The organism is Simplicispira metamorpha, from assembly GCF_004341365.1.
GTDB lineage: Bacteria > Pseudomonadota > Gammaproteobacteria > Burkholderiales > Burkholderiaceae_C > Simplicispira > Simplicispira metamorpha.
In genome coordinates, this window is the sequence record NZ_SLXH01000030.1 from 19,010 (window position 1) to 41,792 (window position 22,783).

23 protein-coding genes and 1 pseudogene are annotated in these 22,783 nt (G+C 62.1%); 6 read left to right on the forward strand and 18 right to left on the reverse strand.

The annotated features are described in order from the left end of the window. Window positions 1–2: 2 nt before the first annotated feature. The 9 genes from EV674_RS14610 to flgB form a co-directional block, all read right to left on the reverse strand. Window positions 3–1,112 carry a flagellar basal body P-ring protein FlgI gene (locus EV674_RS14610; protein WP_193552706.1) on the reverse strand — a complete coding sequence of 370 codons (1,110 nt, stop codon included), beginning with the start codon at window positions 1,110–1,112 and terminating at the stop codon, window positions 3–5. Between the two features lie 250 nt (window positions 1,113–1,362). Further along, window positions 1,363–1,998 (reverse strand): hypothetical protein, encoded by a 636-nt coding sequence (locus EV674_RS14615; RefSeq protein ID WP_119014134.1) that lies wholly within the window; start codon window positions 1,996–1,998, stop codon window positions 1,363–1,365. 118 nt (window positions 1,999–2,116) lie between these two features. After that, window positions 2,117–2,845, reverse strand: coding sequence for a flagellar basal body L-ring protein FlgH (locus EV674_RS14620; RefSeq protein ID WP_119014135.1), 729 nt, complete (start codon window positions 2,843–2,845; stop codon window positions 2,117–2,119). A gap of 29 nt (window positions 2,846–2,874) precedes the next feature. Further along, window positions 2,875–3,657: a flagellar basal-body rod protein FlgG gene (gene flgG, locus EV674_RS14625; RefSeq protein WP_119014136.1), complete on the reverse strand. Its 783-nt coding sequence runs from the start codon at window positions 3,655–3,657 to the stop codon at window positions 2,875–2,877. Window positions 3,658–3,689: 32 nt separating this feature from the next. Continuing rightward, window positions 3,690–4,430: a flagellar basal-body rod protein FlgF gene (gene flgF / locus EV674_RS14630; RefSeq protein ID WP_119014137.1), complete on the reverse strand. Its 741-nt coding sequence runs from the start codon at window positions 4,428–4,430 to the stop codon at window positions 3,690–3,692. A gap of 33 nt (window positions 4,431–4,463) precedes the next feature. Then, window positions 4,464–5,732 (reverse strand): flagellar hook protein FlgE, encoded by a 1,269-nt coding sequence (gene flgE / locus EV674_RS14635; protein WP_119014138.1) that lies wholly within the window; start codon window positions 5,730–5,732, stop codon window positions 4,464–4,466. A 30-nt stretch (window positions 5,733–5,762) separates the two neighbouring features. Continuing rightward, the gene (locus tag EV674_RS14640) at window positions 5,763–6,425 is read right to left on the reverse strand and encodes a flagellar hook assembly protein FlgD (protein ID WP_119014139.1); all 663 of its coding nucleotides are present in this window, start codon (window positions 6,423–6,425) and stop codon (window positions 5,763–5,765) included. A gap of 25 nt (window positions 6,426–6,450) precedes the next feature. Continuing rightward, window positions 6,451–6,855, reverse strand: a complete 405-nt coding sequence (flgC, locus tag EV674_RS14645) for a flagellar basal body rod protein FlgC (RefSeq protein WP_119014140.1) — start codon at window positions 6,853–6,855, stop codon at window positions 6,451–6,453. A gap of 21 nt (window positions 6,856–6,876) precedes the next feature. Continuing rightward, on the reverse strand, window positions 6,877–7,317 hold the full coding sequence (flgB, locus tag EV674_RS14650) for a flagellar basal body rod protein FlgB (RefSeq protein WP_119014141.1): 441 nt from the start codon (window positions 7,315–7,317) through the stop codon (window positions 6,877–6,879). A 232-nt stretch (window positions 7,318–7,549) separates the two neighbouring features. On the opposite strand from flgB, the gene flgA reads away from it, so the two are divergent. The 3 genes from flgA (at window position 7,550) to EV674_RS14665 (ending at window position 9,176) form a co-directional block, all read left to right on the forward strand. After that, complete coding sequence (gene flgA, locus EV674_RS14655; RefSeq protein ID WP_119014142.1) at window positions 7,550–8,308, forward strand: flagellar basal body P-ring formation chaperone FlgA; 759 nt, start codon at window positions 7,550–7,552, stop codon at window positions 8,306–8,308. A gap of 88 nt (window positions 8,309–8,396) precedes the next feature. Further along, a complete protein-coding gene (gene flgM, locus EV674_RS14660) occupies window positions 8,397–8,735 on the forward strand; it encodes a flagellar biosynthesis anti-sigma factor FlgM (RefSeq protein WP_374761694.1) in 339 nt (112 codons plus the stop codon). Window positions 8,736–8,789: 54 nt separating this feature from the next. Further along, window positions 8,790–9,176, forward strand: coding sequence for a hypothetical protein (locus tag EV674_RS14665; protein ID WP_241524990.1), 387 nt, complete (start codon window positions 8,790–8,792; stop codon window positions 9,174–9,176). Between the two features lie 72 nt (window positions 9,177–9,248). On the opposite strand, the gene EV674_RS14670 is transcribed toward EV674_RS14665, so the two are convergent. The 9 genes from EV674_RS14670 to motA form a co-directional block, all read right to left on the reverse strand. Next, window positions 9,249–9,968 (reverse strand): RNA polymerase sigma factor FliA, encoded by a 720-nt coding sequence (locus EV674_RS14670; protein WP_119014143.1) that lies wholly within the window; start codon window positions 9,966–9,968, stop codon window positions 9,249–9,251. A gap of 4 nt (window positions 9,969–9,972) precedes the next feature. Next, complete coding sequence (locus EV674_RS14675) at window positions 9,973–10,788, reverse strand: hypothetical protein (protein WP_119014144.1); 816 nt, start codon at window positions 10,786–10,788, stop codon at window positions 9,973–9,975. After that, the gene (flhF, locus tag EV674_RS14680) at window positions 10,781–12,331 is read right to left on the reverse strand and encodes a flagellar biosynthesis GTPase FlhF (protein WP_119014145.1); all 1,551 of its coding nucleotides are present in this window, start codon (window positions 12,329–12,331) and stop codon (window positions 10,781–10,783) included. Before flhF ends, EV674_RS14675 begins: the two co-directional genes overlap by 8 nt. Continuing rightward, window positions 12,328–14,412 (reverse strand): flagellar biosynthesis protein FlhA, encoded by a 2,085-nt coding sequence (gene flhA, locus EV674_RS14685; RefSeq protein ID WP_119014146.1) that lies wholly within the window; start codon window positions 14,410–14,412, stop codon window positions 12,328–12,330. The genes flhF and flhA overlap by 4 nt, the downstream gene beginning before the upstream one ends. Then, complete coding sequence (locus EV674_RS14690; protein ID WP_119014147.1) at window positions 14,409–15,560, reverse strand: EscU/YscU/HrcU family type III secretion system export apparatus switch protein; 1,152 nt, start codon at window positions 15,558–15,560, stop codon at window positions 14,409–14,411. The genes flhA and EV674_RS14690 overlap by 4 nt, the downstream gene beginning before the upstream one ends. Before the next feature lie 87 nt (window positions 15,561–15,647). Then, window positions 15,648–16,286, reverse strand: coding sequence for a protein phosphatase CheZ (locus tag EV674_RS14695; RefSeq protein WP_119014148.1), 639 nt, complete (start codon window positions 16,284–16,286; stop codon window positions 15,648–15,650). An 11-nt stretch (window positions 16,287–16,297) separates the two neighbouring features. After that, a complete protein-coding gene (cheY, locus tag EV674_RS14700; RefSeq protein WP_119014149.1) occupies window positions 16,298–16,684 on the reverse strand; it encodes a chemotaxis response regulator CheY in 387 nt (128 codons plus the stop codon). Between the two features lie 63 nt (window positions 16,685–16,747). Further along, on the reverse strand, window positions 16,748–17,692 hold the full coding sequence (gene motB, locus EV674_RS14705; RefSeq protein WP_119014150.1) for a flagellar motor protein MotB: 945 nt from the start codon (window positions 17,690–17,692) through the stop codon (window positions 16,748–16,750). 9 nt (window positions 17,693–17,701) lie between these two features. Beyond that, entirely contained in the window at window positions 17,702–18,562 is an 861-nt protein-coding gene (motA, locus tag EV674_RS14710) for a flagellar motor stator protein MotA (protein ID WP_119014151.1), read from the reverse strand. A 194-nt stretch (window positions 18,563–18,756) separates the two neighbouring features. On the opposite strand from motA, the gene EV674_RS14715 reads away from it, so the two are divergent. The 3 genes and pseudogenes from EV674_RS14715 to rfbG all read left to right on the forward strand — a co-directional run. Beyond that, entirely contained in the window at window positions 18,757–21,087 is a 2,331-nt protein-coding gene (locus EV674_RS14715) for a tetratricopeptide repeat protein (protein ID WP_165887108.1), read from the forward strand. Beyond that, window positions 21,084–21,854 carry a glucose-1-phosphate cytidylyltransferase gene (gene rfbF, locus EV674_RS14720; RefSeq protein ID WP_119014153.1) on the forward strand — a complete coding sequence of 257 codons (771 nt, stop codon included), beginning with the start codon at window positions 21,084–21,086 and terminating at the stop codon, window positions 21,852–21,854. The genes EV674_RS14715 and rfbF overlap by 4 nt, the downstream gene beginning before the upstream one ends. 6 nt (window positions 21,855–21,860) lie before the next feature. After that, window positions 21,861–22,694: pseudogene (gene rfbG, locus EV674_RS14725) on the forward strand (CDP-glucose 4,6-dehydratase); the annotation flags it as partial. Window positions 22,695–22,783: the final 89 nt, after the last annotated feature.

The following is a 22,783-nucleotide window of genomic DNA, read 5'->3' on the forward strand; positions in this document are numbered from 1 at the left end:
GGTCAGATCACCTCCAGTTCGGCGTTGAGCGCGCCGGCGGCTTTGATGGCTTGCAGGATGGCCAGCAGGTCTTGCGGCGTGGCGCCCAGCTGGTTGAGGGTGCGCACCACGTCCGACAGCTGTGGCGAGGCGGGCATCTGGATGATGTTTCCCGGCTCCTGGGTGATGGTGATGTCGCTCTTTTGCGTCACCACCGTCTGGCCTTGGGACAGCGGGTTGGGCTGGCTGATGACGGGCGTGGATTTGATGGTGATCGAGAGGTTGCCGTGGGCAATGGCGCAGGGGCCCAGCGTCACGGCCTGGTTGAGCACCACCGAGCCGGTGCGCGCATTGATGACCACCTTGGCCGAGGGTGCGCTGGTTTCAATGGGCAGCTCTTCCAGGTCGGCAAGGAAGCCCACCCGCTCGCCGGGGTTGCTGGGCGCTTGCACCTGCACGGTGCGCCCGTCCAGCGCGGTAGCGCGGTTGCCGCCCATGCGGGTGTTGATGGCCTGGGCCACGCGGCGCGCGGTCTGGAAGTCGGAGCTGTTCAGGCCCAGGGTGATGAAGTCGCTGTCGTGCAGTGGCGTGGGCACGGCACGCTCGACCTGCGCGCCCTGCGGAATGCGCCCGGCGCTGAGGTGGTTGATTTGCACCTTGCTGCCGCCAGCGGCTGCGCCAGCGCCAGCAATCACCACGTTGCCCTGGGCCAGGGCGTAAATCTCGCCATCGGCGCCGCGCAGGGGGGTGACGATCAGCGTGCCGCCCTTGAGCGACTTGGCGTTGCCCATCGAGGACACGCTCACATCAATCATCTGGCCGGGTTGGGCAAAGGCGGGCAACTGCGCCGTGACGATGACCGCGGCCACGTTTTTGAGCTGCAACTGCCCGGTGGCGCCGGGCGGCAGGCTGATGCCCATTTGTTGCAGGTAGTTCTGCATGGCCTGCGTGGTGTAGGGCATTTGCGTGGTTTGGTCGCCCGTGCCATCGAGGCCGACCACCAGGCCGTAGCCGGTGAGCTGGTTGGTGCGCACGCCTTGCACCGCCGCCACTTCCTTCAAGCGCAGGGCCTGCGCCGGCAGGGCCGTACACAGGGCCAGCATGAGTACGCACAGCCAACGCGGTGCGGCCATGCGCTGGGCCAAGGGGGGGGCAAAGACAGTTTTCATGGCACCAATTGTGGAATCGGTGCCCCTTGCGGGAATGCCGGAAAAGCGGCGCAATTACCCGCCAATTGCCTGCGCTGGCGGGTGCCCTGGTGTGCCTTCTGGGGCTGCGCGCGGCGGCTGTTGTGGCCAGTTTTTTACAAGCCAAAAACGGCAAAAGCGCCCGATGAGCGGGCGCTTTTAGCTATTGTTTTAGTAGCTCGTGGCTACCGCCAGATCACAGGCAGGTGTCGGCGGCGGTGCCCTTCCAGGGCTTGCGCAGCATGAAGGGCTTGCTGTCCCATGCGCTCCAGGTGGCGGGGTCGTCAAAGTTGGCGCCGTCGCCAATGATGGCCGTGACCAGCCACAGCCCCGAAGACAACCCTTCCAGCGGAATGTTGCCGCCCAGAATGACTTCGGTCTGGGCGTAGCCCAGGTTGCTGGCCGCTGCCGCGTAGGTGTCTGTGGCCTGGATGCCTGCGGCCGTGGCGTAGGGCTTGAACTGGGTGTCTGTCGTCAGCTTGTCCCGCACCAGTGCCAGGTAGGGCTTGGCGCCAGCGGTCAGGCCGGTGTCGGGGTGGGAGAAGATCACATAGACGTTTTTCAGGTCGGCGGCCAGCTTGCCTGCGTCGTACTTGATGGTGAAGGCCAATTGGTCCATGTTGGCTGCGGCATTGCACGGCGAGAAGTCAACGCCCGCAGGCAGGGTCTTGTCTTTGGTGGCCAGGTCGGCTGCCGACGCCTTGGGCGTGGTGATGCCCAACGTCACTGAATATTTGTAGGGCGCTGGCGTGGTTTGGGCGTAGCCGGTGCTGACAAAGGCCGAGGCCAGCAGGGCCACGGCGCAGGCCAGGGGTTTGGTCAAAGCGTTCATCAGGAGGCTCCTTGGTAGTGTGCAATCAGTGTTAGATAGAAAAAGTGCCTCCAGCCCTTGCTGGATGTGCGCTAGCAGCTATCAAAAAAGTAGTAATTGGCAGCGGTGTCCAGCGCGCTCAGAACGGCGCCACGCTGTTGAAGAACCGGCCCAGCCAGCCCATGGCCTGCACTTCGGCCTGGGCACCGCGCCCGCGCGACTCGATGCGCACATTGGCCATTTGCGTCGAGGCCACGATGCTGCCCGGCAGCAGCGAGCGCGGATCGACCGTGCCCGAGAAACGCAGCACATCGACGTTGTGGTTCACGCCGATCTGCTTCTCGCCCGCCACCACCAGGTGGCCGTTGGGCAGCACGTCGATGACGGTGGCAGTGATGGAGCCAGTGAAGGTGTTGGCGCTTTCGGTGCCGCCCTTGCCGGAGAAGTTGTTGCTCGACTCGGCGCCCACCTTGGTCTTGTCGGTCAGGGTGCGGCTGTTCAGGAAGGGCAGGGCCGTGATGCCCGCCTCGATGCCCGATTGGCGGTCAATGGTGGAGGTGGAGGTCTGTTTGGCCGTGACGTTTTCCACGATCTGTACCGTCACGCTGTCGCCCACCATGCGCGCGCGCCGGTCTTCAAACGCGGGGCGGTAGCTGGCGCTGTGGAACAAGCCGCCCGTGGCCGGGCCCACGGTGCGTGGCAGCGTGGCAATGGGGGGCGGTGTGGTGGGCAGGATATCCACCGGCGGCGGGGGCGAGAGGCTGGCGCAGCCGCTGCACAGCAGCGCCAGGGCAGCGCTCCAGGCGCCGGTGCGGGCGCGCCGACCCAACAAAGGGCGGGCGGGGAGAAACGGGGCGGTGGCTGGCATGGCGCAAATCCTCGGGGTGCGTGATCGGCTCAAAGCTGCGAGAGCTTGGCCAGCATCTGGTCGGAGGTGGAGATGGCTTTGGAGTTCATCTCGTAGGCGCGCTGGGTCTGGATCATGGTCACCAGCTCCTGCACCACGTTGACGTTGGAAGTCTCCAGATAGCCTTGCTTGATCACGCCCAGGCCATTGGTGCCGGGCGTGCCTTCCTGGGGCTGGCCCGAGGCCGCCGATTCCTTGAACAGGTTTTGCCCAATGGGTTCCAGACCGGCCGGGTTGATGAAGCTGGACATGGCCAGCTGTCCCATCGGCTGGGGTGCCGGGTTGCCTGGCAGCAGGGCAGACACCGCGCCATCGGCACTGATGCTCACCGCCGTGGTGCCGGGCGGAATGGTGATGCCGTTGGCCACGGGCAGGCCGCTGGAGGTGGTCAGGCGGCCCTGCGCATCGAGCTGGAAGGAGCCGTCGCGGGTGTAGCCGATGGTGCCATCGGGCATGGTCACGCCAAAAAAGCCGTTGCCGTTGATGGCCACGTCCAGGTTGTTGTTCGATTGCTGCAGGCTGCCTTGCGTGAAGTTGCGGCTGGTGGCCACGGTGCGCACACCCAGGCCCAGGTGCAGGCCGGTGGGCAGCTGGTTTTGCTCGGTGGTATTGGCACCCACCTGGCGCAGGTTTTGGTAAATCAGGTCTTCAAAGACGGCGTTGTTGCGCTTGAAGCCGGTGGTCGAGACGTTGGCCAGGTTGTGCGAGATGACGTCCAGCTGGGTCTGCTGGGCTTCCATGCCGGTCTTGGCAATCCACAGGGAGTTGATCATGGCGGTTCCTTTGGGCTGGGGCGCGGTGCGCTTTAGCCGTTCATGCTCAGCAGCTGGCTGGCGGTCTTGTCGTTGGTTTCAGCGGTTTGCAGCAGGCGCATTTGCTGCTCGAACTGGCGCGAGGCGGCGATCATGCCGACCATGGTTTCCACCGCGTTGACGTTGGAGCCTTCGACGGCGCCTGCCAGCATCCGGGCATTGGCGTCGTTGGGAATGGGGTTGCCGGAGGTGGCACGGAACAATCCGTCGTCGCCGCGCTTGAGCGGATCGTCGGCGCCGGGGGTGGCCAGTTTCAGGCGGCCCAGCGTGGCCGGGGGCTGGCCAGCGGTGCGGGCAGTGATGGTGCCGTCCGAGCCCAGCGAGACTTCGGCGCCTTGTGGCACGTCGATGGGGCCACCGCCGTCCGACAGCACGGGCAGGCCGTTGCCTGTGACCAGCTGGCCTGCCTGGGTCACTTCAAAGCCACCGTTGCGGGTGTAGGCCTCGGTGCCATCGAGCCCCTGCACAGCAAACCAGGCATTGCCCATGGCCATGGCGTCCAGGTTGCGCCCGGTGCGCGTGACCGGGCCGGAGACCTCGGAGTGGCCCGACGTGGCCTCCAGCGCAAACACGCGCGTGGTCGAGCCCGAGCCTTGCAGCGGCACCGAGCGGAAGGTGGACATCTCGGCGCGAAAACCCTGCGTGGAGGCATTGGCCAGGTTGTGTGACAGCACCGCCTGCCGGTGGGCAGCCGCGTTGGCGCCGGTCATGGAGGTGTAGATGATGCGGTCCATGGCGAATTTCCAGTGTCAGGGCTAGCGGGGTGATCAACGCAGGTTGACGATGGTGGACATCACCTGGTCTTGCGTCTTGATGGTCTGGGCGTTGGCCTGGTAGGCGCGCTGGGCGGTCATCATGTTGACCAGCTCGGCGGTGAGATCGACGTTGGACTCTTCCAGCGCTCCTGAGCGCAGCCCGCCAAAGTTGCCATCGCCAGGCTTGCCCAGAATGGACGGGCCCGATTCAAACGATTCGACCCAGTTGTTGCCGCCCACGGGTGTCAGGCCCTGCGGGTTGCGGAAGTTGGCCAGCGCCACTTGCGCCTCGGCACGGGTCACGCCGTTGGAGTAGCTGGCCACGATGGTGCCGTCGTTGGCAACGTTGATGTTGGTCAGCTCGCCCGCGCCATAGCCGTCTTGTTGGAGGTCAGAGACAGCAAATTTGTTGCCGAACTGGGTGGCTTTGCCAAAATCAATCTCCACCTCGAAGGGGCCGGGCGCATCGGTGTTGGGATTGGCGCTGGGGGTCACTTCCAGGGTGAGTTTGGCGCTATCGGCCACGATCTCGCCCTTCTCGTTGAAAGTGATGGTGTGCTTGGGGCTGCCGGGCGGCTCCAGGGTTTCATCCAGCGAGGTGTACACCTCCCAGGTATTGGGCTCGGCTGTTTTGACGAAGTACAGGTTCACTGGCGTGGCCACGCCCTGGCTGTCAAACACGTTGACGGAGGTGCCGTAGGTGGAGCGCGGTGTGGGAGCCACAGCGGCCACGGGCGGCGTGGCCGCTGGGTCTGCGGCAATGCCCGCCGCATCCTTGGCCCGCGCATCCAGGTTGAAGCTGGCCGTGATACTGGTGGTTTGCTGGGCGCCAATCGGCGTGCCCACCGGAAAGCTCAGTGGCACGGCCTCTGTGCCCGCGACGCCGGTGGCCGGATCGACCTTGTAGCCCATCACGTGCGAGCCGTCGTTGGTGACCAGGTCACCCACTTTGTCGAGCTTGAAGTTGCCCGCGCGGGTGTAGGCGGCCGAGCCGTCGGGCTGCTGCACCTTGAAGAAACCGTTGCCGTTGATCGCCAGATCGAGGTTGTTGCCCGTGACGGTCAGGCTGCCCTGGGAGAATTGCTGGGCCACGGCAGCCACTTCGACGCCGATGCCGTTGCTGCGGCCACCGGCGGCGCCCATGGAGGCAGCCACCATGTCGGCAAACTCGGCGCGCGAGCTTTTAAAGCCGGTGGTATTGGCGTTGGCGATGTTGTTGCCGATCACGTCCAGATTTCTGCTGGCAGCGTTCAGACCCGAGAGACCTTGTTGAAAACCCATGGTGTGCTCCTGAAAAGAGGGCGAGTCGAATTAAAGAATGGCCTTGAGGCCCGACTGGGTGGTGGTGCCGCCGCGCGCCAGTTCCAGTTGCAGTGCGCCGTTGCTCAGGCTCACGGCAGAGATTTGGTCGATGGACAGCGGCGTGCTGTCCACGGCGGTGTTGCCGTTGGTGGCCATCACCTTGAAGCGCAGCCCGCCTTCGCCCTCGTACTTGGAGGCGTCCCAGGCAAAGTTGTAGCGCCCTTCCTTGAGCGAGCCCAGATCGACCACGCCCAGCTCTTTGCCGTTGGCGTCCAGCACCTGCACTTTGACGCTGGAGGCGGGGCCTGCCAGATCGAGTGCGCCGTAAGCCTTGTCCGCTTCGGTGTCCAGCACCAGGGAGTCGCCCTCTACCAGCACCTGGCGGCCCACCATGCCGGTGGCCTGCATCAGTTGCTGCGAGGCAAACTGGCTGGCCAGGCCCTTGACGGTGTCGTTGAGCTGCTGGATGCCGGTCACGGTATTGATCTGCGCGATTTGCGAGGTCATTTGCGCGTTGTCCAGCGGATTCATCGGATCCTGGTTGTTGAGTTGGGCGACCAACAACTTGAGGAAACGGTCTTGTGATGCCGCCGCGTCGTTGGCGTTGACATCGCGTGTGGCGGTGTTGCCCGCGCTGGCAGCGGCGGTGTTATTGGTGATGGCGGTCGTCATGGCGGTGCGCTTTCAGGGGCGGGCCTTATTGGCCCATTTGCAGGGTCTTGAGCAGCAGCGACTTGGCTGTGTTCATGACCTCGACGTTGTTCTGGTAGGAGCGCGAGGCCGAAATCATGTTGACCATTTCCTCGACGGCGTTCACGTTGGAGTGCGAGACATAGCCCTCGGCGTCGGCCAGCGGGTGGCTGGGATCGTGTATGCGTTTGCCGGGTGTGTTGCTTTCCTGGATGGTGCTGACGCGCACACCTGCGGCGCTGTCGGCGCCCATGGGCGCAGTCTGGAATACGACCTGGCGGGCTTTGTAGGCTTTGCCGTCGGGGCCGGCCACGGCGTCCACGTTGGCCAGGTTGCTGGCCACCACGTTGAGACGCTGCGACTGCGCACTGATGGCGCTGCCCGAGACGTTGAAAATGGAAAACATCGACATGGTGCGGCTCCTGTGGTCGGGTTACTGGCCCTGGATGGCACTGAGCATGGTTTTGGCGGTGCCGTTGATGAAGCGCAGCGCGGCTTCGTAGCGCACGGCGTTATCAACCGAGTTGGCGCGCTCGCGGTCCAGGTCTACGGTGTTGTTGTCCAGGCTGGGTTGCGTCTGTACGGCATAGCCCATGGCGGCGGGGTTCGTGCCGGTGCGGGTGTTGCCGATCTCTACCGTGGGCAGGGGGGCATGGCTGGTGTGGGTGACGGGGGCCAGCGCCATGCGCGTGTCCCCCAGGCGTTTGCTGCCTTCGGTGGCCTCGCGCAGTGCGTTGGCGAAATGGAAATCACGGGCCACGTAGCCCGGCGTGTCGGCGTTGGCAATGTTGCTGGCGATGGTGCGCTGGCGCTCGGCACGCAGCAGCAGTGCGTTGCCCTGGAATTCCAGTCGCTCGGTCATCTTGTTGATCATGGCTGCGCCTCTTGCCGTGGGTTCATGGTGTGCCGTTGCCGTCCGCTGGGGGTGGCTTTGGCCTGTGGGCAATTATGAAAAAGCCCCCGGTTTGCTAAAGCGTGAAGAGCGCGGGCTTTGGCGCGCAGTTCGCCCCATCGGTTTTTGCGGCCACTGCGATAGTGGTGGGGCCATGCCATCGCCTTGCCTGCTGCGCGCGCGGGCGTTGCCGTGCATTTTTTGGAGGTTTGCCATGCAAGAAAACGCTTTTTCCACCCCGTTGCCATCCCGGCGCTTACCTTTGCGCTCGGGGCTGCGGCGTGCGCTGGCTTGTCTGGCCGTGCTGTGCGGTGTGCCAGCCGTGCAGGCGCAAACGCAGCAAAACCTGGAGCAGTTCACCCAGCACTGGATTGAGCAGGCATTGCAAAGCAGCCCGGCTGCTGCCGCTTCGGTGCTGCGCATGGAGGTGGCTGTGGGGGCATTGGACCCCCGTCTGCGCTTGGCGCCATGTGAGCGTGTAGAGCCTTATTTGCCTGCGGGTACCCGGCTGTGGGGGCGCTCTCGTCTGGGGTTGCGCTGTGTGGCCGGGCCCGCGCGCTGGAACGTGTTTTTACCCATCACCGTCAAGGCGTATGGCCCAGCCTGGGTACTGACCGGCAGCGTGGCCTCGGGAGCGGTGTTGTCGCAGGCCGATGCGGTGCAGACGGAGGTGGACTGGGCCGCAGAGCAAGCTTCTGTGGTGGCTGATCCGGAGCAATGGGTGGGCCAGGTGGCTGCGCGCTCGTTGCAGGCCGGCCAGGCGTTGCGCCAGTCCATGCTGCGGGCACCACGCCTGTTTCAGGCCGGTGCCCAGGTGCGTGTGGTGTCCCAAGGGCCTGGTTTTGCGATCAGCGCCGCAGGCCAGGCCATGGCCGCAGGGGCGGTCGGCGAGACGGTGCGTGTGCGCATGGCCAATGGCAAGACCGTCACGGGTGTGGTGAGCGAGAACGGCACCGTAGATGTCTCTCTGTAACAGATTCACTTGGGCGCTAAAGTCCGACCCCCACAGGCCGATAACAAGGCACTGACGCCTCGCAATCCAAGAGGCGGTGGAGGACAAAGTGATAAAGATAGGACACCAACCCGAGTTGCCCGGCACCGTAGTGCACTCAGGGTCTGCCAAGCAGGCCCAGGCTGCTGCATCGGCTGCTGACGGGCTTGCCAAAAGCGCTCCAGCCGCTTCGGCCAGCCGTGCGCCCAGCACTGTCACTTTTTCGCGCAGCGCCCGCGATCTGGAACCACCAGGCCGTGCTGCGGGAGATTTTGATGCGGCCCGCGTTAAAGCCATGCGTGCTGCCATTGACGCAGGCACGTTCCGCATTGATGCCTCTGCCATTGCAGACAAGTTGCTCTCCAACGCGCAAGAAGTGCTCTCTCGCATGGGGCGGCACGACGCGTAGCGCTGGCGGTGGCAGTTTCTCTTTTTGTTTTACTACCCGTCTGAGCCTATTCCCATGATGCGTTCTTCCCCCTCTTTTCTGGAGCATGCGCTGGTGGCCGTAGAGGCACAGTTGCAAGAGTTGTCTGCGGCGTTGTTGGCGCCCGATCCTTTTGCATTGCAGACGTGCAGTGAGCAGATGCGCCAGGTCGCCATTGATTTTGTGGCCGCCTTAGGCGGGCTTCAGGGGCAGGTTCTGTCCGAGCCACTACAGCGCCGGATTCAGCAGATTCATGCCACACTGTCCATTCACCGTGACAGCCTGGCACGCTTGGCCGCTGTGGCAGATCGCCAAGCGGAGGTGCTGTTGCCCCCCGCTGAGAGCGCTCCCACCTATGCCCCGGGCCTGGGGTTTTCTGCGGGTGTTCCTGGCGCAGCACGCATTTACAGCGCCGCAGGTTGATACGGGCGGGTTGTATAAACAAAGGCCAGTCGCTGTGGGCGACTGGCCTTTTTTGATGGAGCAGGCAGGTGCTCAGTGTGTCCGCATTTTGGCGCGCAATCGCGCAATCGACTGGCTGTGCAGTTGGCACACGCGCGATTCGGTCACGCCCAGTACCGCAGCGATTTCCTTGAGGTTCATGTCGTGCTCGTAGTACATGCCCATGATGTATTGCTCACGCTCGGGCAAGGTATGGATGGCACTGACCAGGGCGGTGCGCAGCCGCTGGTCACGCAGCAAGTTCACCGGATCTGTGCCTGTGTCTGCTAGGTGGCGCTCCAGAAAGCCCTCGCCATCATCGCCCTCGCCATGCGCCATATCTTCCAGGTACACCAGCTGTGTGCCGCGCACCTTGCCCAGCAGCGACTGGTAGTCCGACAGGCTCATCTCCATTTCTTGGGCAATCTCTGATTCCAGCGGGCTGCGGCCCAGCTTTTGCTCCAGCCGTTGCACCGCACGCTCAATGTCTTTCTGGCTTTTGCGCGAACTGCGTGACATCCAGTCGCCTTCGCGCAGTTCGTCCAGCATGGCGCCACGAATGCGCTGCGTGGCGAAAGTCTCGAACTGCACGCCTTGGGTGGCTTCATAACGCGACAACGCTTCGGTCAGCCCGATCATGCCGACCTGAACCAGATCGTCCAACTCCACGTTGGGTGGCAGTTTGGCGATCATGTGGTTTGCCAGACGCCGCACCAGTGGCAGGTACTGGCGAATCAGGGCGTCGCGATCAAGCTGGCCTTTGGCGGTGTACATCACTTCAGTGGCTTTGGACAAAAGGCGCGTAGATGGCCGAGCTTGCCAGCGGGTTGAGTGGCCAAGACACCGGCGCCGGGGCGGTGATGGTGCCCGCGTTTTCCAGGAGCAGCAACGCCAGGCGTTGCATGTCTTGGGCGCGGTCTTCATGTAGCAGCGTAGCGCGCAGGCGTTGTCCCAGGTGGTGCGCCGCGCAGCGCTCCAGGGCCTGGATGTTTTCCCGGGCCTGGTCTTGCGCGGCGGCATCATCCGACGGCGCCATGTAAGCCACCATGCCTGTCAGTCCGGCATGAATAGCCAGGTGCTTGAGTTGGCGGTAGCACTCGACCAGCTCTGTTTTGCCCGGGTGCGTGATCAGCAGTGGCATGGCCGGGCTACCCGCCAGCAAGGGCGAGGTCAGTAACTCCAGCGGGGCGTGCAACACTACGACCGCGTAGCGCCGGAAGATAGGCTCCAGAGGCTCAAGGGTTTGCAGTGGCAGGCCTTTGCGCTGGGCGGTGTTGACCAGTGTCAGCAAACCCAGTGCAGCAGGCACTACGGTCAGTGTCGATGTGTTGGCGTTGGCATGTGGCTGGCCGCCGTTGTCCCAGGGCGAGTGCGTCAATAATTGCAACAGTCCCGGGGTGCGGTCTGTTTCGACGGCGGTGGCATCCAGCACCACCACGGGGTAGCCCAAGCGCTGGAGGTGCGCGCAGACCTGCCACAAGGTTTCCTGCGTTTGCCGTGCATCTTCCCGGCTGGCCACGACCAACAAGCGCAACTCATCCTGTGGTCGGTTGCAGTGCAAGCCCGTACCTTGGTGAAAACTGTTCTCAAGCATGGATCAGCCCCCTGTCGGAGACATGCTCCGTGGTTCGTGAGAAGAAGAAGTTCAACTCTGTTTCTTTGGGGTCGAATGCCGAGCGTGCAGGCGAGCGCATGGACATGCCCACCAGCTTGTTGGCATCGGCCGCTTCCCAGTCTTCGGGGACGCGCTGGCCATTGGTGACACCGCGCAGCACCATCTGGTGGCGGATCAGCGCATCCAGTGGAGGGCCGAGTTTGACGGCCTCGTCCACCTTGGACAAGATGGCTTGCTGCGACCCGGTGGTCTTGAAGGCAGTGAGCACATCATCCAGGGTATCGCCATGGCTGCCTGCGTTGAGCACCAGCAGCCGCTTGATATGGGGCAGATCCAGCACATCAAGCATGTCGCGCTTGCGTGGATCGCGGGGGGCCACCCCTGCGGTGTCTATCAACACCATCTTTTTGCCGCTGAGCAGGCCCAGCAGGTCTTGCAGGGCTGCCTGGTCGTGTGCCAGGTGAGCCACTACACCCAGCATGCGGCCGTAGGTGCGCAACTGGTCGTGGGCACCCACGCGGTAGGTGTCCAGTGTGATCAGCCCTACGCTGGAGGGGCCATGGATACGGGCGCACAGCGCTGCCAGCTTGGCGGTGGTGGTAGTTTTGCCCACGCCAGTGGCGCCTACCAGTGCATACACCCCGCCTTCGTCGTACAGCGGACGTGTGCCAGCATCGGTTTTGAGGTTGCGCTCCAGTACGCCCATCAGCCAACGCACGGCCTCGCCTGCACCCAGATCGTCGGGCAGGCGTTCCAGTACCGTGCGTGCCAGTGCGGGCGAGTAGCCCGAGCGGATCAGCTTGAGCATCAGGTTGGACTGGATCGGGTTCTGGCGGGCTTGTCCCAGCCAGGACAGTGTGTTGAAGCGATCTTCAATCAGATCCTTCATGGACTGCAGCTCCTGGAACAGCCCTTGTTCGTTGACCGCAGGCGTCGGCATCAAGGCCGGTGCCGGATCGCGGCGAACTTGCAGCGCCGGCTGGTGCATGGTGGTGGCTGGATGGTGGTGTTCATGGGCGTACTCCGGTGCGGCATACAGCGGCGCTGGCTGGCCCAGGGGCGCCAGCGGGGCACGGGTCTCGCGCGGGTCGCGGCGCAGAGGCTGCTGTGCTTCGGCGGGGGCGTTGCCTTGCAGTGCCTCGTGGCGCCGACGCAGCATGCGTTCACGCACATAGTCTTGGAACGACAGCGTGCTCATGGCCAATTGCTCGGTGTCTTCATGCACCGGATTGCGCTCGGACACGCTGGCTGTGTGTGCAGGGCTGGCCTGGGGACGTGCCGCGGGCTGGGGCGCTGGCTTGAAGGCTTCTTTGAATGCCTCCGGTGCTGGCGCCGGTGCCGACAGGGGCAGGTCGTCTGCGCGCTCCAAAGACGAGCTCAGCGACTCTTCTGCCGTCGCCACCACTTCCACACCGTCGGGTGTGGGGCGGTTGGACAAAATCAGCGTGCCGTCCCCAAAGGTCATGCGCGCCTTGGCCAGTGCCTCACGGGCGGTGGCTGCGTAAAAGCGTTTGATGTTCATGCCGATGCTCCTTTGAGGACGGGCCCAATGCGGATGGTGTGTGTTTCAGGAATTTCGCTGTGCCCCAGCACTTGCAGGCGTGGTGCCATGCGGCGTACCAGGCGTGAGATGGCGCTGCGGATGGCGTCGGGCACGAGCAGGCAGGCGGGCAGGCCGATCTCTTCCTGCTTCAGTGCCACCTCGGCTGCCCTTTGCGTCAGGATATCTGCCACACCGGGGTCCAGCGCCGGGCCTGCGGGGTTGCCCAGGGCTTGCACCAGCAGGCGCTCCAGGCCGGGCTCGATGGCAATCACGCTCAATTCGCGTGTCGGGCCATAAATTTGCTGCACGATGGCGGGCGACAGGGCGATGCGAACGCGCCGTGCCAGCTCTTGTGGGTCGGCTGTGTTGCCTGCGTGCTCGGCCAGCGTCTCGATGATGGTGCGGATGTCACGGATATGCACCGACTCCTCCAGCAGCAACTGCAGCACTTTTTGGAACGTCGTGATCGAAACCATTTTCGGGATCACCTCTTCTATCAATTTGGGCGCCAGCTTGGCAACGTGTTCCACCAGCTGTTGGGTCTCTGTGCGACTCAGCAACTTGGTGGCCTGAACTTGCATCAAGTGTGACAAATGTGTCGCCATCACGGTTTCCGAATCAACGACGGTAAAGCCTGCCATTTGCGCCGCTTCTTTTTGCTGTTCGTCGATCCAGTGCGCGGGCAAACCAAAGGCCGGATCGGTGGTGGGTGTGCCAATCAGTGGGGTCGAGATGCCGCCCGGGTTGATGGCCAGGAACATGCCGGGGAAGGCCTCGCCCTCGCCGACGACCACACCGCGCAGCGTCAGGCGGTAGGCGCTGGGCTTGAGCTCCAGGTTGTCGCGCACATGCACCGGGGGCGGCAAAAAGCCGACTTCCTGGGCAAACTTGCGCCGCACGCCTTTGATGCGGGTCAGCAAGTCGCCCTGGCGGTTTTTGTCCACCAGTGCAATCAGACGGTAGCCCAGTTCCAGGCCCAGCAGATCGACCGGTTGCAGGTCGTCCCAGGTGGCATCGCCGTCGCCAGTGGGGGCGGCTGCGGGAGCTTCTTCTTGCACAGGTGCCTTGGCGCGCTGCATCAGTACCCAGGCCAGGTAGCCCAGTACCGAACCAATGCCCAGAAACACCACATGCGGCATGCCCGGAATCACGCCCAGCAAAATCAGAATGCCTGCCGTTACGCCCAGTACGCGCGGCGACATGAACAGTTGGTGAACAATCTGCTGACCCATGTCCGAGTCCTTGCCCACGCGCGAAATCACCATGGCGGCGGCCACCGAAATCAGCAACCCCGGAATCTGCGCCACCAGCGCATCGCCCACGGCCATCAGAATGTAGATGTCAGCTGCTTTGCTGGCCGACAGGCCGTGCTGAACCATACCAATGACAAAGCCGCCCACGATGTTGATCAGCAAGATCAGAATGCCGGCCACCGCGTCGCCGCGCACAAATTTGGAGGCGCCGTCCATGGAGCCAAAGAAGTTGGCTTCTTCAGCCACTTCCAGGCGGCGGCGCTTAGCTTCTTTTTCATCAATCAGGCCCGCGTTCAGGTCGGCATCCACAGCCATTTGCTTGCCGGGCATGGCGTCCAGGGTAAAGCGTGCCGAGACCTCGGCAATGCGCTCGGCGCCCTTGGTGATCACGATGAAGTTGATCACCACCAAAATCGCAAAAACGATCAGACCCACGGCAAAGTTGCCGCCAATCAAAAAGTGGCCAAAGGCCTCAATCACTGCGCCCGCAGCGCCAGGGCCGGTGTGGCCTTCCAGCAGCACCACCCGCGTAGAGGCCACGTTCAGCGACAGGCGCATTAACGTGGTCAGCAGCAGCACTGACGGAAACGCAGCAAAGTCCAGTGGCTTGAGCATGTAGGCTGCCACCATCATCACCATCAGGGCCACGGCAATGTTGATGGTGAAGAACACGTCCAGCATCCAGGCCGGAATGGGCAACACCATCAGCGCCAGAATGGCCACCACCAGCAGCGGTGCAGACAGGCCCTGGACTGCAGAGGCATTACTGCCCGCCCATTGCCGTGCGGAGTTCATGGAAATGTTCATGGCTGGTTGCCTTGTGGTGTGGTGCGGTTCAGGGGGTCGAGTTCAGGCGGGACGTACGGGTCAGGCTGCGCATCGGGCATACGGCCTTCGCCACGCATGGCCGCCTTGAGTCGGTATACGTAAGCCAGCACCTGGGCCACAGCCGTGTACAGCGTGGCCGGAATGGGTTGGTCAAGTTCTGCGTGTGCGTACAGTGCGCGGGCCAACATGGGCGACTGCAGTACCGGCACACCGTGGCTGTTGGCCAGGTCGCGAATCTTCATGGCGATCAGGTCGGTGCCTTTGGAGATCACCTGGGGAGCGCTCATGGTGTCGTCGTACTTCAGCGCCACGGCATAGTGGGTGGGGTTCATCACCACAAAGTCGGCCTTGGGTACGGCAGTGACGCTGGCGCCATCGGCAATCTCGCGCTGGCGCTGGCGCTGGCGGCCCTTGATTTGCGGGTTGCCATCGGATTCCTTGTGCTCTTGCTTGACTTCCTGGTGCGACATCTTCAAACGCGACTTGAAGAAGAACAGCTGCAGCGGTACATCGATCAGCGCCGTCAAAAAAACCACCAGCAGCAGCATGGCCATGCCCCCGGCCAACCAGTTGGCCACATAGCGGATGGCCACTGGCGATGGTTGCAACACCAGTGCAGCCATCTCCTCAATGCTGTTGCCCATGTATTTCCAGGCCACGAACGTGAGGATGGTGGTCATCAGCACCATCTTGGCCACGTTGGTCATTTGTTGTTTGGAAAACAGATTGGCCGCGCCCGAGAGTGGGTTCAGGCGGTTGAATTGCGGCGTGATGGGCTTAAAGCTCCATACCCAGCCGCCTGCGCCCACGGCGCTGATCAAGGCTGCGGCACTGGTCAGCAAGGCAAAAAGGGCACTGGCCACCAGCCCTACCAGCACCATGGCTTGCAGGCGTACCAGCATATTCGTGGGTGTGCGTACCGTGGTCGCGTCAAACAGCAACTGGTGGCTCATCTCCAGTTGGATGCGGTCCAGCAGCTGTGGTGCCAAGACCAGCATGCTGACGCCCCCCATGCCCAAGATGGCCAGGTGGGACAAGTCGCGCGAGCGTGCCGCTTGCCCGTCGGTGCGGGCTTTCTGGAGCTTTCGCTCGGTAGCGGGAAGATCGCGGTCTTGGCTCGATTCCATGATGGCATGACGTAATAGGTCATGCCATTGTCGTGAGCGGGTACGAAATCTAAAGCCTGAAAAGCGGCCTATGGGCCGCTCTTATTGTTAAAAACCCAAGCTGGCCAACAGGTCGTCCACTTGGGACTGGTTGGTAACGACATCGGGTGTTTTCTCCGGGTCAACCACCGGGCCCGCCAGATGTTCGTGCGGCACTTCTACGGGCATGGGAGCGACACCGGGCGGTGCGGTGTCAATCACCAACTGCACCAGTTGCTCTTCAATGGTGGCGGCCAGCGTCACCACGCGGGCAATCACCTGGCCCGTCAGGTCATGAAAGTCCTGGGCCATCATGATCTCGGTCAGGTGCTCATCCGAGGTCTGGGCAATCTTCTCCACGTCATTGAGGAAATTCATGATCTCCCCCTTGGCCACTGCCGCCACGGGATCTTTGACCAGCGCGGTAGTGACCCGGCGTGTTTCAGCAGCCAGATGGTCGTTTTGGGACTTGGCCTGCTCCACGCGACTCAGCACCTTTTCGGCAGCCGCCCCTGTCAGTCGTGCGATGTACGACAGGCGACTTTGCGCATCGGGCAGCTCGCTCATGCTGCTGCGCAGTTTGTCGGCATAGCCCAGTCCGTTCAGGGAATCATGGAGCTGGCGGGTCAGCATCCCTATTCGCTGGTGAACATCGACCGGAACAGGTGTCACAGGTGCGGCAGGCGCAGGAGTGTTGCTGGTGTCCATGGTGGCGTGGCTCACAGCCCCTGCTTTTTGATGATCAGGTTGACCTTTTCTTCCAGTGTGGCCTTGGTGAAGGGTTTGACGATATAGCCGGCAGCGCCGGCCTGCGCCGCAGCCACGATATCTTCTTTGCGCGCCTCAGCAGTGACCATCAACACTGGCAGATGCTTGAGCTTTTCGTCGCTCTTTACTTCTGCCAGCAGCTGAAAGCCATTCATATTGGGCATGTTGATATCAGTGACCACGAAATCGAACTTGCTGTTGCGCAGCTTGTGCAAGGCGACCACACCATCCTCTGCCTCATCGGCATCGGAAAACCCGCTTTCCTTGAGCAGGTTGCGCACGATGCGGCGCATCGTGGAGAAGTCATCGACGATCAGGAAGCGAAGGGCAGAAGACACGTGAGACCCTTTCGGTCGGAAATTACTGTATTTGCTGTCATGGGGTAGGTGGGTAGTGCCTGTTTATGGCTTGGCACCACCAGCGGGGGGATTTTCCTGCTTTTCATTGGGCAATTGTGCCGTGGGGAGGATAAGCGCGCTTTTACTCAGCAATCTTTCTTCGGCCTCGCGTGTCAGCACCGTGATGGTGATGCGCCGGTTGGCTGGTGCGCGCGGATTATCGGGCTCCATCAAATCGCTGTCAGCCAGGCCCACCACGCGCGCCAGTTTGGCATCGGGCATGCCTGAAGTCACCAGCTCCCGGCGCGAGGCATTGGCCCGGTCGGCGGACAGCTCCCAGTTGCTGTAGCCTCGGTCGCTGTTGCCATAAGGCACTGCATCGGTGTGGCCTGCCAGGCTGATGCGGCTCTCTACGCCACTGAGGGATGCCCCAATCGCATGCAGGATGTCGCGCATGTAAGGCTTGACCAGTGCGCTGCCGCTGTCAAACATGGGGCGGTTCTGGTCATCCACGATCTGGATTTGCAGGCCATCTGGTGTGACATCAATGCGGATCTGGGATTTGTATTCGTTCAGGCGTGGGCTTTGGGTGATGATGGCATCGATCTTTGCCCGCAGTGCCTTGATCCGTTCTGCATCCTGGCGAGCCTGCTCTGCACGGGCTTGCTCTGCGCTGGTTTTGCGCTGGGTGTTTTCATCGGAGTCCGAGCGCTTGACCTGGCCATGTACCTTGCTCAGGTCATTGCCGCCGCCCGGAATCACGCTGGAGCTGTTGCCTGCCCCCGAACCACCGGACATGGCCACCTTCATGGGTGAATTGAAGTAGTCGGCAATGCCCTGCAATTCGCCCTGCGCCGTGGAGCCCAGCAGCCACATCAGCAAAAAGAACGCCATCATGGCAGTCATGAAGTCGGCGTAAGCGATCTTCCAAGCGCCGCCATGGACGGCATGGCCGCCCTTCTTGACGCGCTTGATGATGATCGGCTGGAGCTTTTTTTCGGTGGCCATGGTTGCCGCTTATTTTTTGCCGCGCACGTACTCTTCCAGCTCCAGGAAGCTGGGGCGCTCGGTCGAGAACAGCACCTTGCGGCCAAACTCAATGGCAGTAGCCGGGTTGTAGCCCTGCATGCTGGCCAGCAGCGTGCATTTGATACACAGCAACTCTTTGGCTGCGTCGTCTGCCTTTTGCTCCATCAGGCCACCAAGGGGCTCGACGAAAGCGTAGGCCAGCAAAATCCCCAGGAAAGTACCCACCAGCGCCGAGCCCACCATCCCACCCAACACCGCCGGTGGTTGGCCCACCGAGCCCATGGTGTTCACCACCCCCAGCACCGCCGCCACGATACCGAAAGCAGGCAGGCCGCCTGCCAGGCGCGCCATGGCCGCCACCGGGGCGTGTGCCTCCTGGTGGTGGGTTTCGATTTCGTTGTCCATCAGGGCTTCGATTTCGTGGGCGTTGAGGTTGCCCGACACCATCATGCGCAGGTAGTCGGTGGTGAACTCGACCACATGGTGGTCAGAGCCCACAGTAGGGAATTTCTTGAACAGCTCGGATTCGTGTGGTGCTTCCACGTCGCCTTCGATGGCCATCAGACCTTCTTTGCGCGCTTTTTGCAGAATTTCGTAGAGCATGGCCATCAGCTCCAGATAGCGCGCTTTGGTGTATTTGGAGCCCTTGAGCAAGGTGCCCATGGCCTTCATGGTGGCCTTGAGTACCTTGGGCTGGTTGTTGATGATGAATGCGCCAAAAGCCGCACCACCGATGGTGGCCATTTCAAATGGCAGTGCCTTCAGCACCACGCCAATGTTGCCGCCGTGCATGATGAACACGCCAAAGACGCAAACGAGGCTGACTAAATAACCAATGATGACGGGCATGCTGTGTGAAAACCAGAGGTGCTGTGGTGGCGGGTTGCAGGCGACGGTAGCGCTAAATGTATCGGATTGCTATTGCTGCAATTGTCCAAGAACCTTGTGAATCCCCCTTTTTTCATGTGATTGACGCCGTGTGCAGGGCGCAATGCGGGGGTATTCTTGGGCATCTTGGCTTTTCGCGCCTGCGCTGCTTTCTCATGAATCAAATTACTGTTGTGCCTGCGCGCGACCCTTCGTTGGAAGATCAACTGTCCGCCGAAGCAGCGGAAGTTTTGCGGCAGACCATGGATTTGGCACTGCAGTGCCATCATGCCAAAGACTGGGAGCAGGCGGCCATGCTGTATCAGGTGGTGCTTCGCTTGTTGCCGGAGCATGCCGATGCCAACCACAACCTGGGCGCCATTTTGGTGGAGCAGGGCAGCCCGCTGGAGGCCATTCCTTTCTTTCAGCGCGCATTACAGGCGAACCCCCGGGGCTATCACTATTGGGTCAGTCTGGTGGATGCGTTGATGTTGGCCAATGAGTATGCCTTGGCCACCGATATTTTGGAGGATGCCCGCCGTGCGGGCCTGGCGGGCGATGCAGCTGGTGAACTGGTCGAGCGTTTGGTAGCCCATGCAGCCCAGAAGAAAGCGTCTGTGCGCATTGGGCGTGAGCCACCAGCCAAGCTCAAGGACGAGATCACCCGCCTTTACAACGAAGAAAAATTCAATGAGGTGGTCACGCTAGGGCGCAAATTGGTCAAACAATTTCCGGCCAGCAATCTGGGCTACAAGTCTTTGGGTGCCGCTTTGATGCGCTTAGGCCAGCGGGAAAAAGCCGAACCCTACATGCTCAAAGTTCTGGAGCGCGATCCGACAGACATCGACATTTTGAGCAATTACGGCCTGTTGTTGGCTGCTCGGGGTGAGTTGGTTCAAGCGGAAGTACTGTTGCGCCGTGCCTTGCACAAAGCGCCGGGTTTCATGCAAGCCTGGTTTAACTTGGGCATTGTCATGCGCGGCCAAGCGCGTCTTGAAGCAGCTGAGCGCGCTTACCGCAGTGCGCTGGAGATTGAGGGCCATAACGTCGGGGTTTTGTTGAACTACAGTCTTTTGCTCACCGAGATGAATCGCTTCATTGAAGCTGAGCAATGCATCAGAAAAGCCATTGCCCTCAAGCCAGACTTGGTCAATGCCTATGTCGGATTGGGTATTTTGCTGAAAGACCAAGGGCATATGCACGAGTCGATAGCGGCGTTGCGTCAGGCTATTGAGGTCGATCCGCAAGATCCCAGTGCGCACAGTACGCTTTTGTTTGTGATCAATTGCATACCCGAAATGGATCCTTATGAGCGGTTTGCCGCTTATCAGGAATTCAACCGGCGTTTTGCCGAACCCTTCCATAAGCATTGGAGGGCGCATACCAACGACCGCTCTACAGCGCGGCGTTTGCGTGTGGGCTACGTGGCGCCAGTGTTCCGCACCCATTCCTGTGTCATGTTCCTCGAGCCTTTGCTGGCCCAGCACGACCATGAGCGTGTAGAGCTGTTTGCCTATGCCGAGCAGTACGAGCTGGAAGATGTGGTGACCGATCGCTATCGCACGTATTTCGAGCACTGGCGTGACACCAAAGGCATCTCTGATGACCAGTTGGCTGCCCTGATTCGCCATGACCAGATTGATGTGCTGATCGATATTGCAGGCCAGACCAGAGGCCACCGATTGGGTGCCTTTGCGCGAAAACCGGCGCCGGTATCTTTGCATTGGTTGGACTCTGGCTACACCACCGGGCTCACCGCCATTGACTACTACCTCACTGACGCAGCTACGGCACCTGTCGGGTGTGAATCTCTGTTTTCTGAAACGCCGTGGCGCTTGCCGCGTGCTGCTTTTGTTTATCGCCCATTGGGGTATCCCGGGGAAGTCAATGCACTGCCTGCCCTGGAGCGTGGATACGTCACCTTCGGTACGCTGACACGGGCTATGCGGCTTAACCAGCGGCTGATCGCAGCGTGGGCGCGTTTGCTGAATCAGGTGCCCAATTCACATCTCGCAATCAACAGCAATAACTTCAGTCACCCCCAAACGCGTGAGTTGTGGCTACAGCGGTTTGAAGACCTGGGTATTGCACGCGAGCGTCTGGAGATTGGTTACCAGAGTCCGCCTTGGGATGTACTGCGTGGCATGGACATCGCCCTCGACTGTTTTCCGCAAAACTCAGGTACCACACTGCTCGAGTCTCTCTATATGGGGCTCCCCTTTGTGACTTTGGCTGGCACTCCCAGCATGGGCACGCTGGGAGCATCGGTGCTGACGGGTTTGGGGCGGCCCGAATGGATTGCACATTCTGAGGATGAGTACGTTGACAAACTGGTGGCACTGGCCAGCGATTTGCCTGCACTGGCCACTATTCGTGCCGGGCTGCGCCAAGAAATGCAGGCCAGCGCAGTGATGGACGAGTCCGGTTTTGCCCGCGACGTGGAAGATGCCTATTTCGCCATGTTCCAGAAATGGGCCGAGACCCACCCCGAGGGAGCCCGCCCATGAAAGCAGTCATCCTGGCCGGTGGCCTGGGTACCCGCATCTCTGAAGAATCGCACCTGCGCCCCAAGCCGATGATTGAAATCGGCGGGCGCCCCATCCTGTGGCACATCATGAAGATGTATGCCGCGCATGGCGTCAACGATTTCATCATCTGCCTGGGCTACAAGGGCTATGTCATCAAGGAGTATTTCGCCAATTACTTTCTGCACATGTCGGACGTGACGTTTGACATGGCCCAGAACCGCATGGAAGTGCACCGCCGCCACGCCGAGCCCTGGCGCGTGACGCTGGTGGATACGGGCGAAAGCACCTTGACGGGGGGGCGCCTGCGCCGGGTGCGCGACTACCTCACACCGGGCGAGTCTTTTGCCTTCACCTACGGCGATGGCGTGGCCGATATCGACCTGACGGCGGAATTTGCCTTCCACCGTGCCCACGGCAAACTGGCCACCGTGGCCGCCGTGCAGCCCCCCGGGCGTTATGGCGCACTGCAAATAGACGGCAGTAGCGTCAACGCCTTCACCGAGAAGCCCCGGGGCGATGGCGGTCTCATCAACGGCGGCTTTTTTGTGTTGCAGCCCGAAGTGCTGGAGCTGGTGGCCAGCGACCAGACCAGCTGGGAGGCAGAGCCCATGATCGCCCTGGCCGCACAAGGCCAACTGCAAGCCTTTGAACACAGCGGTTTCTGGCAGCCCATGGACACCCTGCGCGAGAAAAACCTGCTCGAAGAGCTGTGGCAATCGGGCCAGGCCCCCTGGAAGACCTGGTAAGCCGTGATGTACCCCGACCCCTCTTTCTGGCGCGGCAAGCGCGTGCTGCTCACGGGCCACACCGGCTTCAAGGGCGCCTGGTTGGCGCTGTGGTTGCAGCGCCTGGGCGCCCAGGTCACAGGCTTGGCGCTGGCGCCAGCCACCACCCCGGCGCTGTTCACGCTGGCCGGAGTGTCGCAGGGCATGGACAGCCATGTCTGCGATGTGCGCGATGGCGCTGCCGTGGCCGCGCTGGTGCAGGCTGCGCCCCCTGACATCGTGCTGCACCTGGCCGCCCAGGCCCTGGTGCGCCCCGGCTATGCAGCGCCGCTGGACACCTTTGCCACCAACGTGATGGGCACCGCCCATGTGCTGGACGCCTTGCGCGGCCAGCCCCGCGTGCGCGTGGCCGTGGTGGTCACCACCGACAAGGTCTATCGCAACCGTGAATGGGCCTACCCCTACCGCGAAGACGATCCGCTGGGCGGGCACGACCCCTACAGTGCCAGCAAAGCCGCCGCCGAGCTGGTGGCCGCCAGCTACCGCGACAGCTTCCTGGCCGCGCAGGGCGTGGCCGTGGCCACGGCGCGCGCGGGCAACGTGATTGGTGGCGGCGATTGGTCGCAAGACCGCCTGCTCCCCGACGCCGTGCGCGCCTGGCAGCAGGGCGTCACCTTGAACATCCGCCACCCCCAGGCCACGCGCCCCTGGCAGCATGTGCTCGAACCCCTGGCCGCCTACCTGCACCTGGCCGAGGTGCTGTGGCAGCAGCCGCAGCGTGCCGGTGCCTACAACTTCGGCCCCCTGCCGCATGAAGCGGCCACCGTTGAATATGTGGTCAAAATGGCCTCTGGCGCTTATTGACTAGAAATAAAACAACTTGAATCAAGCGGCATATTTGACAGAATCCTTCCCAAAAAACTGCTGCACCTTTTTGGGCGATTTCTGCA

What these genes read in the sequence shown, in the direction of transcription:
- EV674_RS14610 (WP_193552706.1), bottom strand. Translation starts at nt 1,112, where the DNA reads ATGGCCGCACCGCGTTGGCTGTGCGTACTCATGCTGGCCCTGTGTACG.
- EV674_RS14615 (WP_119014134.1), bottom strand. Translation starts at nt 1,998, where the DNA reads ATGAACGCTTTGACCAAACCCCTGGCCTGCGCCGTGGCCCTGCTGGCC.
- EV674_RS14620 (WP_119014135.1), bottom strand. Translation starts at nt 2,845, where the DNA reads ATGCCAGCCACCGCCCCGTTTCTCCCCGCCCGCCCTTTGTTGGGTCGG.
- flgG (WP_119014136.1), bottom strand. Translation starts at nt 3,657, where the DNA reads ATGATCAACTCCCTGTGGATTGCCAAGACCGGCATGGAAGCCCAGCAG.
- flgF (WP_119014137.1), bottom strand. Translation starts at nt 4,430, where the DNA reads ATGGACCGCATCATCTACACCTCCATGACCGGCGCCAACGCGGCTGCC.
- flgE (WP_119014138.1), bottom strand. Translation starts at nt 5,732, where the DNA reads ATGGGTTTTCAACAAGGTCTCTCGGGTCTGAACGCTGCCAGCAGAAAT.
- EV674_RS14640 (WP_119014139.1), bottom strand. Translation starts at nt 6,425, where the DNA reads ATGACGACCGCCATCACCAATAACACCGCCGCTGCCAGCGCGGGCAAC.
- flgC (WP_119014140.1), bottom strand. Translation starts at nt 6,855, where the DNA reads ATGTCGATGTTTTCCATTTTCAACGTCTCGGGCAGCGCCATCAGTGCG.
- flgB (WP_119014141.1), bottom strand. Translation starts at nt 7,317, where the DNA reads ATGATCAACAAGATGACCGAGCGACTGGAATTCCAGGGCAACGCACTG.
- flgA (WP_119014142.1), top strand. Translation starts at nt 7,550, where the DNA reads ATGCAAGAAAACGCTTTTTCCACCCCGTTGCCATCCCGGCGCTTACCT.
- EV674_RS14665 (WP_241524990.1), top strand. Translation starts at nt 8,790, where the DNA reads ATGATGCGTTCTTCCCCCTCTTTTCTGGAGCATGCGCTGGTGGCCGTA.
- EV674_RS14670 (WP_119014143.1), bottom strand. Translation starts at nt 9,968, where the DNA reads ATGTACACCGCCAAAGGCCAGCTTGATCGCGACGCCCTGATTCGCCAG.
- EV674_RS14675 (WP_119014144.1), bottom strand. Translation starts at nt 10,788, where the DNA reads ATGCTTGAGAACAGTTTTCACCAAGGTACGGGCTTGCACTGCAACCGA.
- flhF (WP_119014145.1), bottom strand. Translation starts at nt 12,331, where the DNA reads ATGAACATCAAACGCTTTTACGCAGCCACCGCCCGTGAGGCACTGGCC.
- flhA (WP_119014146.1), bottom strand. Translation starts at nt 14,412, where the DNA reads ATGAACATTTCCATGAACTCCGCACGGCAATGGGCGGGCAGTAATGCC.
- EV674_RS14690 (WP_119014147.1), bottom strand. Translation starts at nt 15,560, where the DNA reads ATGGAATCGAGCCAAGACCGCGATCTTCCCGCTACCGAGCGAAAGCTC.
- EV674_RS14695 (WP_119014148.1), bottom strand. Translation starts at nt 16,286, where the DNA reads ATGGACACCAGCAACACTCCTGCGCCTGCCGCACCTGTGACACCTGTT.
- motB (WP_119014150.1), bottom strand. Translation starts at nt 17,692, where the DNA reads ATGGCCACCGAAAAAAAGCTCCAGCCGATCATCATCAAGCGCGTCAAG.
- motA (WP_119014151.1), bottom strand. Translation starts at nt 18,562, where the DNA reads ATGCCCGTCATCATTGGTTATTTAGTCAGCCTCGTTTGCGTCTTTGGC.
- EV674_RS14715 (WP_165887108.1), top strand. Translation starts at nt 18,757, where the DNA reads ATGAATCAAATTACTGTTGTGCCTGCGCGCGACCCTTCGTTGGAAGAT.
- rfbF (WP_119014153.1), top strand. Translation starts at nt 21,084, where the DNA reads ATGAAAGCAGTCATCCTGGCCGGTGGCCTGGGTACCCGCATCTCTGAA.